Source organism: Flexivirga aerilata, assembly GCF_013002715.1.
GTDB classification, from domain to species: Bacteria; Actinomycetota; Actinomycetes; order Actinomycetales; family Dermatophilaceae; genus Flexivirga; species Flexivirga aerilata.
This window is the reverse complement of sequence record NZ_JABENB010000001.1, coordinates 1,649,629-1,666,529: the sequence shown is the minus strand read 5'-3', so window position 1 is coordinate 1,666,529 and position 16,901 is coordinate 1,649,629. Positions and strand designations below refer to the sequence as shown.

The 16,901-nt window shown below is 71.0% G+C and carries 12 protein-coding genes and 1 tRNA gene; 4 read left to right on the top strand and 9 right to left on the bottom strand.

Annotated features, from left to right (window positions below):
- Nucleotides 1–15: 15 nt before the first annotated feature.
- The 4 genes from HJ588_RS07955 to HJ588_RS07940 form a co-directional block, all read right to left on the bottom strand.
- Nucleotides 16–948, bottom strand: a complete 933-nt coding sequence (locus HJ588_RS07955) for a type II secretion system F family protein (RefSeq protein ID WP_343036637.1) — start codon at nt 946–948, stop codon at nt 16–18.
- Nucleotides 945–1,808 (bottom strand): type II secretion system F family protein, encoded by an 864-nt coding sequence (locus HJ588_RS07950; protein WP_171153756.1) that lies wholly within the window; start codon nt 1,806–1,808, stop codon nt 945–947. Before HJ588_RS07950 ends, HJ588_RS07955 begins: the two co-directional genes overlap by 4 nt.
- Nucleotides 1,805–3,028, bottom strand: a complete 1,224-nt coding sequence (locus HJ588_RS07945) for a TadA family conjugal transfer-associated ATPase (RefSeq protein WP_171153753.1) — start codon at nt 3,026–3,028, stop codon at nt 1,805–1,807. Before HJ588_RS07945 ends, HJ588_RS07950 begins: the two co-directional genes overlap by 4 nt.
- A gap of 99 nt (nt 3,029–3,127) precedes the next feature.
- Nucleotides 3,128–3,613 carry a mycothiol transferase gene (locus HJ588_RS07940; RefSeq protein ID WP_212755337.1) on the bottom strand — a complete coding sequence of 162 codons (486 nt, stop codon included), beginning with the start codon at nt 3,611–3,613 and terminating at the stop codon, nt 3,128–3,130.
- 251 nt (nt 3,614–3,864) lie between these two features.
- Here HJ588_RS07940 and HJ588_RS07935 point away from each other — a divergent pair, with 251 nt between their 5' ends.
- Nucleotides 3,865–8,157: a type VII secretion EssC family protein gene (locus HJ588_RS07935; RefSeq protein ID WP_171153749.1), complete on the top strand. Its 4,293-nt coding sequence runs from the start codon at nt 3,865–3,867 to the stop codon at nt 8,155–8,157.
- A 186-nt stretch (nt 8,158–8,343) separates the two neighbouring features.
- On the opposite strand, the gene HJ588_RS07930 is transcribed toward HJ588_RS07935, so the two are convergent.
- A tRNA-Met gene (locus tag HJ588_RS07930) sits at nt 8,344–8,420 on the bottom strand.
- Between the two features lie 171 nt (nt 8,421–8,591).
- Nucleotides 8,592–11,672 (bottom strand): UPF0182 family membrane protein, encoded by a 3,081-nt coding sequence (locus tag HJ588_RS07925; protein ID WP_246241779.1) that lies wholly within the window; start codon nt 11,670–11,672, stop codon nt 8,592–8,594.
- 118 nt (nt 11,673–11,790) lie between these two features.
- Here HJ588_RS07925 and HJ588_RS07920 point away from each other — a divergent pair, with 118 nt between their 5' ends.
- Complete coding sequence (locus tag HJ588_RS07920; protein ID WP_425483535.1) at nt 11,791–12,345, top strand: PPA1309 family protein; 555 nt, start codon at nt 11,791–11,793, stop codon at nt 12,343–12,345.
- A gap of 43 nt (nt 12,346–12,388) precedes the next feature.
- On the opposite strand, the gene HJ588_RS19955 is transcribed toward HJ588_RS07920, so the two are convergent.
- On the bottom strand, nt 12,389–13,474 hold the full coding sequence (locus HJ588_RS19955; RefSeq protein ID WP_171153743.1) for a PDZ domain-containing protein: 1,086 nt from the start codon (nt 13,472–13,474) through the stop codon (nt 12,389–12,391).
- Between the two features lie 14 nt (nt 13,475–13,488).
- Nucleotides 13,489–13,917 (bottom strand): molybdenum cofactor biosynthesis protein MoaE, encoded by a 429-nt coding sequence (locus HJ588_RS07910; RefSeq protein WP_171153740.1) that lies wholly within the window; start codon nt 13,915–13,917, stop codon nt 13,489–13,491.
- 208 nt (nt 13,918–14,125) lie between these two features.
- On the opposite strand from HJ588_RS07910, the gene HJ588_RS07905 reads away from it, so the two are divergent.
- Entirely contained in the window at nt 14,126–15,727 is a 1,602-nt protein-coding gene (locus tag HJ588_RS07905; protein WP_171153738.1) for a zinc-dependent metalloprotease, read from the top strand.
- Nucleotides 15,724–16,251, top strand: coding sequence for an NUDIX domain-containing protein (locus tag HJ588_RS07900; protein ID WP_171153736.1), 528 nt, complete (start codon nt 15,724–15,726; stop codon nt 16,249–16,251). Before HJ588_RS07905 ends, HJ588_RS07900 begins: the two co-directional genes overlap by 4 nt.
- A 28-nt stretch (nt 16,252–16,279) precedes the next feature.
- On the opposite strand, the gene HJ588_RS07895 is transcribed toward HJ588_RS07900, so the two are convergent.
- Nucleotides 16,280–16,843: a M48 metallopeptidase family protein gene (locus HJ588_RS07895; protein ID WP_171153733.1), complete on the bottom strand. Its 564-nt coding sequence runs from the start codon at nt 16,841–16,843 to the stop codon at nt 16,280–16,282.
- Nucleotides 16,844–16,901: the final 58 nt, after the last annotated feature.

Here is a 16,901-nt window from a genome sequence, read left to right as displayed (position 1 = left end):
TGGTTTCGGGGACGATCAGCCTGAGAGATTGAGGGCGTCGAGGCCGGGGAAGACGGCGAAGACGATGGTGACCGGGAGCACGAGGAAGACGACCGGCACCATCATCAGCAGCTCCCGTCGTCCGCCGAGCTCGAGCAGTTGCTGCTTGCTCGCGTCGCGGGCGTCCTGGGCCTGCGCGCGCATCACGTCGGCGAGCGGAGTGCCGCGCTCCACCGCGATGACGATGCCGTCGACGAATCGAGCCAAGCTCGGCAATCCGGTGCGGTCGGCCAGGCCTTGCAACGCCTCCGGCAGGCTGGACCCCGCGCGAGCGTCGACCAGGCAGCGGGCGAGCTCGCCGGACAACTCCCCCGAGGAGAGTCCGGCGACCCGTTCCAGCGCCGCGGCCGCGCCCTCACCGGCCGTGACGGCGAGCGCCAACATCTCTGCCACTGCAGGGAATTCGGCCATCAGCTGTTGCTCGCGACGCTCGGCGGCCCGGGTCAGCAGCTGGTCGCGCACGATGACGCCGACGAGGAAGGCGACGACCAGGATGACCACACCGCGCAGCACCGAGCCGTTGCCGCCGACGAAGGTCAGCGAGACGTAGAACCCACCGATCACCATGGCGGCCAGGCCCCAGAGCGCCTGCTGCCCCCGGAACCCTTCGACGTCCGCCGGCTGGCCGGACCGTTCGAGACGCAGCCGCACGGAGGCGGTGCCGCCCAGCACGTGGTCGACGGCCACACCGACCCGCCGCAGCAGCGGCGCGAGGACCTGGTTGACGTCCAGTTGGTCGGTGGACCGCGCCAGCAGTCGCGACGGCCGGGGACTGTCGCGGACATAGGGCTCGATGCGCGCCAGGAGATCTGGTCGGCGGTGCATCGGCAGGCCGGCGAAGACGAGGATCAGGCCGCCGGCGACGAGTGCGCCGCAGAGCGCGCCCACCCAGGCGTAGGTCGCGATCACCGCAGCACCCGCGCTTCGACCGGCAGCCGCCCGATGCGCCGCATGATGCGGTAGGCGACCACCGTGACCGCCGTGCCGACCACCAGCACGGCGACCCCGGCCGGCTGTCGGTAGGCCGCGAGCGAGTCACCGCGAGTTGCCAGCATTGCCAGCACGATCCACGGTGCTGCCACGGCGAGCCGTGCCGCGTTGACTGTCCAGGACTGCCGGGCTTCCAGCTCCGAGCGGGTCCGCGCATCGTCCCGCAGGAAGCTCGACAGGGTGCGCAGCAACTTGCCGAGGTCGGTGCCGCCGACCTCGCGAGCGATGCGCAGCGACTCCACCAGACGGTCGGCGACAGGGTCGCTCAGCCGGGACTTCAAGGCGTCGAGACATTCGTGGAAGCGGCCGGTCGCGCGGTAGTCGTGCGCGAACTCGGCGAACGCCGGCCGCAGCTGCTCCGGACCGCGAATCGCCAACTGGCTGAGGGATTCCGGCAGGGCGAGTCCGGCGCGCACCGCGGACGCGATGTGGTCGACAACGTCGGGCCAGAGGTCGCGCAACTGCGCGCGTCGCCGGCGGGCCCGCCCACGCATCCAGGCGATCGGTGCGTATGCCGCGATCACCGCGAAGGCGAGCGCCACCGCCGGCACGGCAGTGATCGCCATGGCCAGCACGAAGACCAGCGCCCCGCATCCGGCGCAGACCCACAGCAGCTTGGCACGGCCGAGTCCGGAGAGCCCGGCCTGCACGATCTCGTCGTCGAGCCGGTCCCAGACCGTCACCCGGCGGGCCTGGTCGGCCGCCTCGGGCCGAGGCCACCACGACCACCAGACGCAGAACAGGCCTGCGCCGAGGATGAGCGGTATGACGGTGGTCATCGGTCCCCCAGGAGCTCGGCGACGTCATACCCTGCGCGCTCGAATTGCTCTGCGTGCGTGGGGAATCCGTTGCCACGCACCAACCGGCCACCGCGTTGCACGAAGATGTCCGCGAGCTCGATGACATCGCCCTCGATGCGCCCGGGCACGGCGACGATCTCCCGCACCCGTCGCTTGCCGTCGCGGTCGAGCGCGAGGTGGACGACGAGATCGATCGACGCGGCCACCGTCGGGACCACGAAGGTGGAACTCACGTTGGGCCCGGCGAGCAACGGCAGGGTGCACATCTTCACAATCGCCTCGCGCGCCGAATTTGCGTGCAGCGTCGCCATACCCGGCAATCCCGAGTTGAGCGCGATCAGCAGGTCGAGGCTCTCGGCCTGGCGCACCTCGCCGACGATGATGCGCGACGGGCGCATCCGCAGCGCCTCCTTGACCAGGCGGCGCAGCGGGATCTCGCCGGTGCCCTCGAGGCTCGGCTGACGGCACTGGAGCGCCGCCCAATCCCGAAGACTGAGTTTCAGCTCGAAGACCTCTTCGCACGACACGACCCGCTCCGACGACGGGATCGCCGCAGCCAGGCAGTTGAGGGTTGTGGTCTTGCCGGCCTGGGTGCCGCCGGCGACGAGCACGTTGAGGCCGGAAGCGACTGCGGCGCCGAGGAATCGGGCGGCGGGCTGGGTGAGCGTGCCCAGCCGCACGAGATCGTCCAGGCCGTGAGCTCGCGCCACGAACTTGCGGATGTTCACCAGCCAGTGACTGCGGGTGATGTCCGGGATCGCAACGTGCAAACGGCTCCCGTCGGGCAGCGTTGCGTCGACGAACGGCGACGACAGGTCGATGCGTCGCCCCGACGGTTTCAGCATGCGTTCGACGAGATTGCGGACCTGCTCCTCGGACAGGATCGTCGCGGTGAGCTCGGCGACCCCGTGGCGGGCCACGAAGACCCGCTGCGGCTCGTTGACCCAGATCTCCTCGACCGTCGGGTCGTCGAGATAGGGCTGCAGCGGCCCGAACCCGAGCACCGCGTCGAGCACCCGCTGGGTCGCGGCCTCCCGGTCCCCGAGCGGCGCGAGACCGCCGTGCAGGCTGCGCTCCTCGTAGTCCTGCACGGCGTCACGCACCAGGGCGTGCAGCACCTGCTGATCCCGACTCGGGTCGAGGCGCTGCCGACGGATCAGCTCCCGCACCTCGTCCTCGATGACGTCCGCACCGTTCATGGCTTCATCAAGCCACATGGCAAGGGGTCGAAAACGTTGTCCACAGGCAGCAGTTCGGTCCGCATCCCCCGGCGTCCTCACCCGGGCCACCCGACGTCCCTAGTCGAGCACCAGCCACTGCCTGCCGTCGAGGAGCTCGGCGGCCGCGTCCGCGTGACCGGCATGCGCCGCGGTCTCGGCGATGACGTGCAGCACGACCCCGGGGACGTTGTCGAGATGACGAGGCTGGTCGTCCGGCCACCACGCGAGATCCGCGGCGAGACCGCGCGCCCGCACGATCTGATCCGAGCGCGAGCAGGCGGCGGCATACCGCTGGAAGATCTCGGCCGACGGGACGTCCGGCGGACGCCATCCGTCAGCCGCCTCGATCTCGGCGCGCACGGCGGCGTCGCCGTCGACCACCGCGCCGAACCACCACATCTCGACGTCGATCGTCAGGTGGTGCACCAGCGCGAGTGGGGTCCATCCGGACGGGAGGACGCTGCGGTGCAACTGGTCCTCGTCCAGTCCGTGGAAGGCGGACAGCACGTGCCGCCGCTGCGCGGCGAGGGAGGCCAACAGCAGTTCTTGGTCGAGTTCGGACACGGGCGCTCCTTGAGTCGTATGGCGGTCGCGGGTTGCGCCGCCATCACTGTGACGGGCGAGGTGGCCGCACATCGACACCTACCGGTTCGTGTCGAGCGCGGCGAGGCTGAGCGGGACCGAGGTGGACCGCTTCTTCCGACGTTGTCCGCTGGAAGCAATTCGGTCCACATCCCCCGGCGTCCTCACCCGGTCGTCCACAGGATGCGGTCGCGGCGCAGCGGCCCGGCGTGCGTCCGGCGCAGACTCCGTGCATGACCACGCACGCGCAGGCCCCGCCGACCGCCGGCAGCCGCACGCTGCGGTTGAGCCTGCTGCCGGCCGACGCGTGCGAGCCGGTCGAGGTGGTGCTGCAGGTCCCGGAGGGGGCGTGCTGGGGCGAGGCGCGGGCGGCCCTCGCCGCGGCGGGTATGGCGGTGCCGCTCCCGTCATACATCGGCGATCAGGAGGTGTTCGAGTCCCACGTGATCGGCGAGCCGCCTCTGCTCAATGCCGCGGTGGTCGCCGCGGCGCCGACCGCAACGCCGGACGCGCACCTGCTCGAGCTCGTCGCGATCGAGGGCCCGTGCACCGGCGCGCGGATCCCGCTGACCGCCGACGTGCAACGGATCGGCCGTGCGACCGACGCCGATCTGGTGCTGGCCGACCCGGACCTGTCGCGCGCGCATCTGCTGGTCGCGGTCGACCAGGGCAGGTCGGTGGTCACCGACGCCGGCTCGACCAACGGCAGCCGCGTGGATGACGCGCTCATCGCCGCGGGGCGCCCGACCGAGCTGCGGGCCGGTGCACGGCTGCGCGCCGGCTCGACCACCCTGACGTTGGAGCGGCGCGCCGCGACTCCGCCGACGGACGCCGTCGACGACTCCTGCCGCATCCCCGTGCGTCGTCCGCCGCGTCGACCACTCCGCGTGCCGACGGTCGAGCTCACCCTGCCGGCGCCGCCCACGCCGGAGGAGCGTCGCCGGCTGCCGTGGGCGATGCTGCTGCTGCCCTTGGTGCTCGCCGGGGTGATGCTGGTCGTGCTGCGCAATCCGATCTTCCTGATGTTCGCGCTGCTCAGCCCGCTGATGATGCTCGGGCAGCACGTCTCCGACCGACGCGGCGGCTCGGCACGCACCAAGGAAGCGGCCCGGCGGCACGAGGTCGCCACCCGGGAGGTCGAGGAGCGCCGACGGTCCGCGTGTGCCACGGAGTTGTCGCTGCTCCGGAGGATCACGCCGCCGCTGCCCGAGACCCTGCGGTCGGCCGTCGCCCGGGACGAACGACTGTGGGCACGCGCGCCCGGCCACGCCGACTTCCTCACCTGTCGACTGGGCATCGGCACCATCGCGAGCCACGTGCGGGTCGCGTCGCACGGCATGGCGGGCAGCGCCGCCGACGTCCCACCGCTGCGCGATGCACCGGTCGCGGTCCGGCTCGACGAGCTTCGGGTGGTCGGGATCGGCGGCTCCGACCGGCGGCGCGTGGCGGACTCGATCGTCCTGCAGGTCGCGACCTGGCACTCCCCCTTGCACGTGCGCGTCCTCGTGGTCTGCGCGTCGGCAGCGTCGCGGCACCGGTGGAACTGGGCGATTCCGTTGCCGCACTTGGCGATTCACCCGACTGCCGCCGCGAACATCCTGGATGCCGAGACCGACGACGAACGTCTCGCGCCGGCTTTGCTGGCGTTGCTGCCCGAGCGGGCGCCGTCGCTCGGCTTGCGCCAGGACGACCCGCCGGTGCACACGGTGGTCGTGCTCGACGGCAGCGCTGAGCTCGCGGGGCGGGCCGAGATTGCCCGGCTGTTGCGGGACGGACCCGCTACGGGAGTCTGCGTGATCGCGCTCGCCGAGGATGCGGGATCACTGCCGGCCGAATGCGCCTCCACCGTGCGCGCCGACGGTCCGACCACGATGACCGTGACCACGGACGGCGGACATGGCACGGACGGCACGGTCGCCGGCCGGCCCGATCTGCCCACCGCCGACCTGTGCCGCGCCGTCGGCCGGCGTCTCGCGACGCTGACCGACGCAAGCCCGGGCCCCCGCGACACGACGCTGCCGGACAGCTCCTCCCTGCTCACGCTCTGGGCGACGGAGCAGGCGGGCGACCCGACCGATCCGGCATCCGTCGCCGCCGGATGGGCGGCTTCCGACGGCACCACCTGCGCACTGCTCGGGGTCGGCCCGGAGGGGCCGCTGACGATCGACCTCAGCGTCGACGGGCCGCACGCGCTCATCGCCGGCACGACCGGCGCAGGCAAGTCCGAGCTCCTGCAGACGCTCGTCACCTCTCTGGCGTTGGTCAACCGGCCGGACGCCCTCGTCTTTGTGCTCATCGACTACAAGGGCGGCGCCGCGTTCAAGGACTGCGCGCAACTGCCCCACACCGTCGGCCTGGTCACCGACCTGGACGCACACCTGACGGAGCGTGCCCTGCACTCCCTCGACGCAGAGGTACGCCGCCGCGAGCGACTGCTGGCCGCGGTCGGCGCGAAGGACCTGGACGACTACCGCGCGGTCCCCGGCACCGAGCCGTTGCCACGCCTGGTGCTGGTGATCGACGAGTTCCGGGTGCTGGCGGAGGAACTGCCGGACTTCATCACCGGCCTGGTGCGGCTCGCCGCGGTCGGCCGCTCGCTCGGCATCCACCTCGTGCTGGCGACTCAGCGACCCGCGGGAGTGGTGTCGGCCGACATCCGCGCCAACGTCAATCTGCGGATCGCGCTGCGGGTGCGTGACGAGGCCGACTCCCAGGACGTGATCGGGACCGGCCGCGCTGCCCATCTGGCGGCGACCCAGCCGGGACGGGCGATCGTGCGGACCGGCGGCGGTGCGCCGGTGGACTTCCAGACCGCCCGCATCGGAGGTCGCAGCGCAACGGCTGGTGTCGACGTGCGGGTGGGGCGGGTCGCGTGGCCCGGCGGCGCTCCACTGTGGGACGCGACCCCGACCGCCGATTGCGGGCCCACCGACCTGCAACGCACCGTCGCTGCCATCCGCTCCGCCGCCAAGCACAGGCACCTCACGGTGCCCGCCTCGCCCTGGCTGCCGCCGCTGCCCGACCTGCTCGACGTGCGCGACCTGTCCGGCCGGCGCCGCACGGTGCTGGGCGCTGACGCCCCGGCCGATGCCATCGACTTCGCGCTGGCCGACCTGCCGGACGAGCAGACCACCTGCACGCTCGCGTGGACCCCCGACACCGACGGCCACCTCGCGATCATCGGCGGCCCGCGGTCGGGGCGCACCGAGGCGGTCCGCACGGTCGCGATCGAGGCCGCACTGCGGTGGCCGGACGGGGGCCTGGCGGCCTATGTGATCGATGGCTCCGGCGCGCTCGGTGCGCTCGCCGGTCTGCCTCAGGTCGGCGCGGTCATCCGCCCGGACAGCACGGCCCGGCTGTCACGGCTGGTGCGCTGGCTGGGTGCCGAGGTCCGCGCGCGCCAGCAGGCCTCCTTCAGCGGGGATCGCGCGCCGCACCGGGTGCTGCTCTTCATCGACGGCTGGGAGTCGTTCACCGACAGCAGCGACGAGGTCACTCTGGGCCGGCTCACCGACTACCTGCTCCAGGTGCTCCGCGACGGTCCGGCGGTCGGCATCCACGCGCTGGTCAGCGGTGGCCGTGGGCTGTTCGCCGGGCGCGTGACGAGTGTCTTCCCGAGCAGGTTGGTGCTGCGCCTTGCCGATCGCTCGGATGCGGGGCTGCTCGGTCTGCGTCCGGCGGAACTGCCCGACCGCATGCCACCTGGCCGCGCCCTGACGACGCCTGACGCGGTCGAGGTGCAGATCGCGAGGCGATCCGCGCCGGTCCCGGAAATGACTGCTGCGCAACACATTTCGTCATTGGCCACGTCAATGTCGGCGGTCGGGATCCGCCGCTTCGACAGTGTCCCGACTCATGTGCCGCTGACCGATCTGACGCAGCGACCTCGCGAGCTCACGATCGGCATCGGCGGTGAGGACCCGGCGCCGGTCGGCCTGCCGCTGGACGCCTCCGGCGAGCTCGCCGCCCTGGTCTGCGGACCGCCGCGCAGCGGTCGCACCACCACACTGCGCACGATCGCGGACCGGCTCGCCCCGGACCGGCCGGTCTGCTGGCTGTCCGGCCGCGCCGAGCCGGGGGACCTGCCCGGCCCCGTCGACGCTCTCGCTGCGAACGACCCGGCCGCGGTCGCCGGCTGGCTCAGCGCGCATCCGAACGGTGGGGTGCTGGCCGACGACGTCGACGAACTGCTCGGGTCCCCGATCGAGGACCTCCTGCTCGAACACCTCGGCCGCAGCAGACAGACCGGCGGCATCGTGTGCGTGAGCGGACAGACCAGCACCCTGGCCGGGTCGTTCCGCGGCCTGCTCGCCGAGCTGCGCCGACGACAGACCGGCCTCATCCTGCAACCCGGCCGCCGGGACGGCGAACTCCTCGGCGTCGACCTCGGGCCGCCCGACCAACCGCGCCCTGGCCACGGAGCCCTCGTCATACGTGGACGAGCGGTCGAGATCCAGGTCGCGACGGACTCGGCCTCGCCAACTGACAGTGATGATGTGAGTGGAGCCCCGCAGCGATCGTCCTGACTCGCCGACTGACGTCCGTCGCAGTGAGTGACGTCCATACCTCGACGTCAGTCATTGCGAACGTCGTCGCTCGTCGCAATCCGACGTCACTCGGGAGCGCGAGGGCGACCGGCCCCCGTAGGACCTACGACACGCGAAATGGGCCGGACTCGCAAGAGTCCGGCCCATTTCCATCCCGACGGGATTTGGTAGCGGGGGCAGGATTTGAACCTGCGACCTCCGGGTTATGAGCCCGGCGAGCTACCGAGCTGCTCCACCCCGCGTCGGTGAACACCACTTTACGGGCAGCCGCCCCTCAGACCAAATCGAGCACTCAGCAGCCCCGGATCCGCTCACCGTGGTGCGCATCTCGCCGTACGCGTGCACACCCCGCAACCGTCGCGACTTGTGCACGCCCCACCGGCCAGCCCCACCCACCGATCGGCCGGCCCCACTCAGCGGGTCGACGTCGGCGAGGGCGACGGCTTCGCGGACGAGCCACCGGACCCACTGCCGCCGCCACCGCCGCCCGACGGCGCGGAGCCGGTGCCGCCCTGGGCGTCGATCGCCCGCTTGATCGCGTTCTTCAGCTCCTCCTGCGACTTCCCGTATGCCGCGAAGTCGCCCTTCTTCAGGTCGGCCTGCCCCTGGTCGTACCACTTCTGCACGTCGGAGAGCGCCTGCTGCAGCGACTGGTTGCCGCTCGGCGTCGGCGACGCGCTGCCGCTCGGGGAAGGTGTCGGCGACGCCGACCCCGACGGGCTCGGTGCGGGGGTCGACTGGGGCGCCGTCCCCTCGTCGCCGGCGGTGGCGCCGGACTGGCCGCCGAACAGTTCGTTCAGCGCGCCGTCGAGCGTGACGTCCCAGGCCAGGTTGTCGCCGAACTCCACCACGACCGCCTTCTGCAGCGGGAACGACGTGCTGCCCGCCGCGCGCACGTAGATCGGCTCGACATACAGCAGACCGTCGCCGATCGGCAGCGTGAGCAGGTTGCCCTCCTGCACCTGCGAGCCGACCTGCTTGTTGTAGGTGAGGAACTGCGACAGCGTCTGCCCGGTCGTCGGCGACACCGCCTGCGAGGAGTTGATGTCGTTCTGGAACTGCCCCGGGCCCTTCACGGTCGCGTTCCGCGGCATCTCGATCACCCGGAACACCCCGTAACCCGGACGCTTCTGGCCCGCGGTCGAGCCGGCGTCGGCGTCCACCGCCATGAACGCCGACAGGTTCTGCCGGGTGCCGGTCGGGATGAACGTCGTGGTGAGCGAAAAGGTCGGCGTCGACTGCCCCGGCATCGCGAGCGACAGGTAGTAGGGCGGCTGCTGCGCGCCCTCACTCGTCGGGTCGGTCGGGATCTGCCACTGGTCGTTGCCCTGGAAGAACTGGCCCGGGTCGGTCACGTGATATTTGGTGAGCAGCTCCCGCTGCACCTTGAACAGGTCCTCCGGGTAGCGCAGGTGCGACATCAGCCCCGCCGAGATCTGCGACATCGGCTTGACCGTCCCCGGGAACGCGCTCATCCACGCCTTGAGCACCGGGTCCTTCTCGTCCCAGGCATACATCGTCACCTTGCCGGTGTAGGCATCGACGGTCGCCTTGACCGAGTTGCGGATGTAGTTGACCCGGCCGCCCGCGAGCGTGCGCAGGTTCTCCGAGGTCGTCGTCAGCGAGTCGGCGGTCGCATTGCCGAGCGACTGCAGCTGGGAGTTCGGATACTGCGCCGAAGTCGTGTAGCCGTCGACCACCCACTCGATGCGGCCGTCTTCGACCACCGGGTAGGGATCGCCGTCGACCGTGAGCCACGGCGCGACCTTCTTCAGCCGGTCGACCGGGTTGCGGGTGTCGAGGATGCGCGACCGGTCGTTGATCGACCCGGAGAACAAGAAGTTGTAGTCGTGGTACTTCACGGCATACGCCAGCCGGCGGTTCCACGAACCGACCCCGACCCCTCCCCCGCCGGTGTACGTCGTGCGCTGCTCACCGCCGGATTTGGAGTCGGGATAGTCCAATTCGCGCTTCGGCCCGTTCGCCGGGCCGCCCACGATCGAGAACTGCGGCGAGGACTCACCGAAGTAGATGCGCGGCTCGTATTTCCCGAGATCACCCTGCGGCGGGATGTTCGACTCCATGAAGACCGGCTGGCCGTCCGCGGTGCGCTCGTTGCCCTTGGCCGCCACGAAACCGAAGCCGTGCGTGTAGACCGTGTGGTCGTTGACCCAGTTGCGCTGCGCCGGCGGCACCCCGTCGAGGTCGAGCTCGCGCACCCCGACGACCGCGTCCTGGCTCTTGCCGTCGACCGAGTAACGATCGACGTCGAGGGTGTTGCCGAACTGGTAGTAGTTGCGCTGCCCCTGCAGCTGCCGGAAGGTCGGCGACACGATCGACGGGTCGACCAACCGGATCCCCGGCACCGTCGCCTGGTCCTTCTGGAGCTGGTTGCGGTTCGTGTCGGTGACCGGCGAATACGTCTCTGTCTTCACGTTGTTCAGGCCGTATGCCGTCTTGGTCGCCTCGATGTTGCGGCTGATGTATGGCGACTGCAGCGACTGCTCGGACGGCCGCACCCGGAAGCGCTGCACCAGCGCGGGATAGATCGCGCCGAGCACGATCGCGCAGACCAGCAGGAACGCCAGCCCGACGATCGGCAGCCGCCAGGTGCGGGTCCAGATCGTGGCCACGAACAGCGCCGCACAGATCAGCGCCGCCCCGGCCAGCAGCGCCTTCGAGGGCAGCACGGCGTTCTGGGCGGTGTAGTCGATGCCGGTGAACAACGAGTTGTCGCGGGCCGTCTGGTCGTAGCGCCCCAGCCAGTAGGCGAGCGCCCGTCCCAGCACCAGCACCGCGAGGATCAGCGACAGGTGGATCCGGGCTGCGCTGGTGGTGCGCACTCCGACGCCCTGCAACGAGATGCCGCCATAGAGGTAATGCATCACGACGGCCGCGACCAGCGAGAGGATCAGCGCCATCGTGAGGTAGCTGAGGATCAGCTGCAGCCACGGGAGGGTGAAGACGTAGAAGCCGACGTCCTTGTGGAACTCCGGGTCCTTGACCCCGAAGCTCTGCCGGTTGAGCCACAGCAGCGCGAGCTTCCATTGCCCGGCAGCGGCCGACCCGGCGAACAGCCCGAAGAGGATCGGGATCACCCAGAACGCGACCTTGCGGAAGGGTTCGATCGCCTCCCGGTAGCGGTCCATGTTGTCCAGCTCCGGCGTCGCCGGCGCGTAGAGCGGGCGGCTGCGGTAGGCGATCAGCATGCTCGCGAAGATCAGCAGGCCGGTGAGCAGACCGCCGGCGACGAACATCGTGCCCTTGGTGAGGTATTCGGTGCGGAAGACCGCGGAGTAGCCGAGGCTGTCGAACCACAGCTTGGTGGTCCAGACGTTGGCCCACACCTGCACGAGCACGACGAGTGCGATCACCGCCAGCACCGCGATCAGCAGCCGGCGGCCCCGGGTGACCCCGACCCGCCCGAAGTTGACGCGCGGGTGGTCTGGACTCTGGTCGTTGCCGCTGTCTGCGGCGTCGTCCGAAGAACTCAACGTGGACCTCGGGTTCCGGGGTTCATGAGGCGGGTGGGGCAACTTCGTCGAGGACAACTTAACCCGGCGACTTATGAGACGGCCCCGCAGATCGGTCGCGGCGGCCGGATGCGGCAGCATGGGCCGTATGCCGCAGGATGATTCGACGCCCCAGGTGAAGCCCGTACTCAGCCCGCTCGCCGAAGCGGCGGTCGACACCGAGCGGCACGTCGCGGCCGCCGGCTGGGACCAGGCGCCGCGGCTCTTCGCCATCGCCCGCAACGCCGACCTGCTGCAGCGCGAGCCGGCCCTCGCCGAGCAGCTAGGGGCGGCGGATCCTGCGGCATACAGCACGATCGAGCAGGAGGGCGTGCCGCAGACCTCCAACATCGAGTCACTGCTGCGTCAGCTCGCCTGGCCCCCGGAGGTCGACGGCGTCGCGCTCGCGATCGAGCGGATCGTGGTGCCGCCGGAGGCCGAGCGCGATCTGCCGGACAAACCGGAGGAGGCGTCCGAGGCGCTCGCCGCACACCCCGATCGCTCCGACGTGCGGCTGCTCGTGGCGGTGCTGCGCGACGGGGAGTCGGTGTGTCTGCTGCGGCAGCGCGCCAACGACAGCGACGACAAGGTCGCGATCGGCAACGACATCGCACCCGGCCTGGTGCACGCGCTCCAGGTGACGCTGGAGGACTGACGCTGCAGGACTGAGCCGGCGGGGGTCGCTCCGGCGCGGGGCGTCAGCAGCTCGGGAAGCCGCTGGTCTTGCCGGTGCCGATCTGCTTCACGGCGGTCAGCGCGTCGTTGAAGGTGGCCACCTTCACCACGGTGAGGCCCTTGGGGATGTTGCCCTTGGCGTCGCTGCAGTCGCTCACCGGCGCCAGGAAGAACTGCGCGCCGGCGTCCTTGGCACCCTGCATCTTCTGGGTGATGCCGCCGATCGGTCCGACGGCGCCGTCCTCGCTCATCGTGCCGGTGCCGGCGATCTTCTTGCCGCCGGTCAGCGGGCCCGGCGTGATGAGGTCGTAGATCGCCAGCGTGAACATCGTGCCCGCGGACGGCCCGCCGACATCCCCGGCGTTGACCTTCACCTGGTAGGGAAACGTGTACTTGGGGGTGATCGCGATGCCGAACACCGCCCGGCCGCCGTCGCCCGCAGCGGTCGGCACCTGCAGCTGCTGCTGCTTGCCACCGCGGCTGACCGTGACCGCCACCGTGCTGCCCGCCTTGACCGTGCGCATCGCGTCGGCCACCGACTGCAGGTTCTGCACGGTCACCCCGTTGACCTTCACCAGGGTGTCGCCCTGCTTCAGCCGGCCCTCGGCGGCGGCGCCGGCCTGCAGCTGAGCCACGGTGATCGTCTCCGGCACCTTCACCCCCGCCGCCCGCATCGCCACGACCTCGGCGGTCTGCTGGGAGTTGGTCATCTCGGCGGTGTTCTGCTGCTGCACCTGCTGGGAGGTGATGCCCTTGGGGAACCACCGGTCCTCGGGGTCGATCTGGGCCTGGTCGTCCAGCTTCGCCCGGATCCACTCCATCACGCTCACCGGATACTGCGGACCGCCCGCCATCGACACGGTGGTGAAGTCGAGGCTGCCGGACGTCGGGTAGGTGTTGGCGCCCTGCACCTCGATCACCGGCTTGCCGTCGACCTTGCCCAGCGTGTTGGTGACCGGCCCGGGCCGCAGGATCGCGACCGGCACGTGGATCAGGTTGAGCGCCGCGATCGCGACGATGACCACGACCGCGGTGACGAGCACGACGATGTTGCGGGTGCTCAGCGAGCGCTGCCTTGGCGGCTGCGCCGACGGGTCGGCTCCGCTCACACCACCTTGTTGCGTCACAAACCCACCCATTCGTCTGATCCGTCGAGGAACACCTGGTGCTTCCAGATCGGCACCCGCGCTTTGAGAGTGTCGATCATCGCTGTGCAGACGCTGAGCGCAGGCCCTCTGTGTGGTGCGCTCACGGCCACCACCACCGCGAGATCGCCGACCCGCAGACGCCCGATCCGGTGCACCGCGGCGAGCGCGGTGATGTCGTCGGTGAGCACCTCCTCGCCGACCTTGCGGAGTTCGTCGATCGCCGACGGATGGGCCGAATAATCAAGCAGCTCAACGGCTTTGGCGTGGTCCTGCCTGCGCACCTGCCCGACGAACAGGCCGATGCCCCCGGCACCCGGATCGCTCACCGCGCCGAGCACGTCGGTGACCGACAGCTCGCCGTCGCTCAGGTCGGCCATGCGCACCCGCGGGTCGCCCGTGGTCATCGCGTCATCCTCTCCGTCGGCCGTATGCCGACCGCCATCCTGCCCGGTGCCGGTTGCGCCGGGAGCGAACGCGGCCGCCCGGTGGAACTCACATCCGCTCCTTCGTGGTTATGTACTTCACAAGGAAGACTTGCACTCGGTGACCGCCCCACGGCATACCGGCGGACGGACCGAGGGTATGCCGCCACCCTCGTGGCAAGGAGATGACATGTCGAACAACCCACCCGAGCGTCCCGACGACGAGCCGAACCAGCCGGACCTGTCCGAGCTGCTCCGTCAGGTGCTGGGCGGTGACACCGGCAACCAGCAGCTGGCCGACGCGCTGCAGCAAATGGGCGTGCAGGATCTCGACCCGTCGATGATGCAGGCGCTGAGCAGCCAGCTGCAGGCGATGATGTCCGGCCCGGCCGACGGCGCCTTCAACGTCGAACTCGCCACCGACGTCGCGCGCAAGACCGTTGCCGCCGAGGGCGACAGCAGCGTCAGCGCCGGGACGGCCCGCGACGTCGACCAGGTGGTGCAGGTGGCCAACCTCTGGCTCGACGTGGTGACCGAGTTCCCGGCCGCCGGGCCGGCCAAGGCCCTGAGCCGCGCCGAATGGGTCGAGGAGACGATGCCGATGTGGCGGCAGCTCGTCGAGCCGGTGGCCTACGGCGTCAACGGTGCGATCGAGTCCGCGATGCGCGAGCAGCTGGGCCGGCTCGGCCCGGGCGACTCCGAACAACTCGGGCTGCCGCCGGGGATGAACCCGGCTGCGCTGATGGGCCAGATGCAGCCGATGATGGCCCGGATGAGCGCCGGCATGTTCGGCGCGCAGGTCGGTCAGGCCGTCGGCGCGCTCGCCGGCGACCTGGTGAGCGGCACGGAGGTCGGGCTGCCGCTCGTCGACGGGGTTGCGATGTTGCCGGCCAACGTGGCCGAGTTCGCCGAAGGGCTCGGCATCGACGCCGGCGAGGTGCACCTCTACCTCGCGGTCCGCGAGGCGGCCCGGGCGCGACTCTTCGCCTCCGTGCCATGGCTCGGGCCGGCGCTGATCGCCGCCGTGCAGTCGTATGCCGGGGACATCTCGATCGACACCGAGGGCATCGAGCAGGCGGTCGCCGGTGCCGACCCGTCCGACCCGGCCGCGCTGCAGGAGGCGCTGCAGGGGTCGTTGTTCAGCCCGGAGCCGTCCGAGGCGCAGCAGCGCGCGCTCGCCCACCTGGAGACGCTGCTCGCGCTCGTCGAGGGCTGGGTCGAGGTCGTCGCCAACGAGGCCGCGGGCGACCACCTGCCGCACACCGCGCAGCTGACCGAGGCGGTGCGCCGCCGCCGGGCGACCGGCGGTCCGTCGGAGCGGGTCTTCGCCTCGCTGGTCGGCCTGGAGCTGCGGCCGCGACGGCTGCGGGACGCCGCCGACGTCTTCACCGCGCTGGAGCAGGCGCTCGGCACCGAGGAGCGCGACGCCTCGTGGAAGCACCCCGACTTCGCCCCGACCGCCGACGACCTGGACAACCCGGCCGGTTATGTGCAGCGCCGGCAGTCACCGGACGCCGAGCCCACGCAGCCCGACGAGGTCGACGCGGCGCTGGAGGCGTTGCTCGCCCAGGGCACCGCCGAGCTCGACGCCGAACGCGGTGAAAATGCCTCCGGCGAAGGCGATTCCGGCGATTCGGGCGATTCCCGCACCGACAGCACCAGCAACAGCGACGACGCCGACGACACCGGCCAGGGCGACGGAAAGACAGGCAACGACACAACAGGTGACGGCAAGCCAGGCGACGACACCGGCAGCGACGAGGGCGACACCGGCGCCGGTCCGGCCAGGTGAGCGCGACCGGCCTGGCGGCCGACGCCCGGGCGGTGCTGACCGCGGCGCCGCCGTCGCCCGAACGCGATGCGTTCCTGGCGCAGCTCTCGTCATACGGCGATGCGGGGCTGCGCCGGGAAGGACCGCCGGAGCACTTCACCGCGAGCGCGGTGGTCTTCTCCGCGGACGGGAGCCACGTGCTGCTGGTGCTGCACAAGAAGGCCCGGCTGTGGCTGCAGCCGGGCGGGCACTTCGAGCCGGGCGACGCCACCGTGGTGGACGCCGCATTGCGTGAGGCGACCGAGGAGTCCGGCATCGCCGGACTGCGTGCCGTGCCGGGCGCGCTCTTCCTCGACCGGCACACGCTCGCCGAGAGCTTCGGGCGCTGCCGCTCGCACCTCGACCTGCGCATCGCGGCGACCGCCCCGCCGGATGCCGCGATCGCCGTCTCGGACGAGTCCGACGACGTGCGCTGGTGGCCGGTCGACGCACTCCCGGACGACACCGACCCGGGGCTCGCCGCGTGCATCGCGGCGCTGCGCTGACGCCTCAGAACGGCGCTGCGCTGACGCCTCAGAAGAGCGTCTCGGTGCTTTCGTCGGCGTCGACGTCGTCGGGTGTCTCCGGCGGCGGCATCCCCGACCCGAACGCGACGCCCTCGAGATAACCGCGAGCGCGCTCCAGCTGCGGGTAGCCCTCGAGCAGCGCCCAGAAGCTCTTGCCGTGGTCGGGTTGCAGCAGGTGCGCCAGCTCGTGCAGCAGGACGTAGTCGCTGACGTATTCCGGCATGCCCTGCAGCCGGTCGGACAGCCGGATCGTGCCGTTCGCGGGCGTGCACGAACCCCACCGGGATCGCTGGTTGCCGACCCAGCGCACCGACACCGGGTGGGCGAGGCCGCCGAGGTAGCGCTGCGACAGCTGGCCCGCGCGCCGCATCAGGTCCTCGTCGCTGCGCGGCCGGCGGGCGCCCTGCGCGAGCACCTTGCGCACCATCTCCTCGACCAGCCGGGTCTCCTCGCGTTTGGACACCCGGGCCGGCATCAGCACCACGATGCGGTCGCCCTCGCGGTAGGCCGAGACGGTGCGGCGGCGTCGCGTCGAGCGCCGCACCTCGACCCGCGGCGACGACGACTCCATGTCTCGAACCTAGGCCACCGCGGTGACAAAGGCGACAACCCGAGCGGGACCCTGTGGA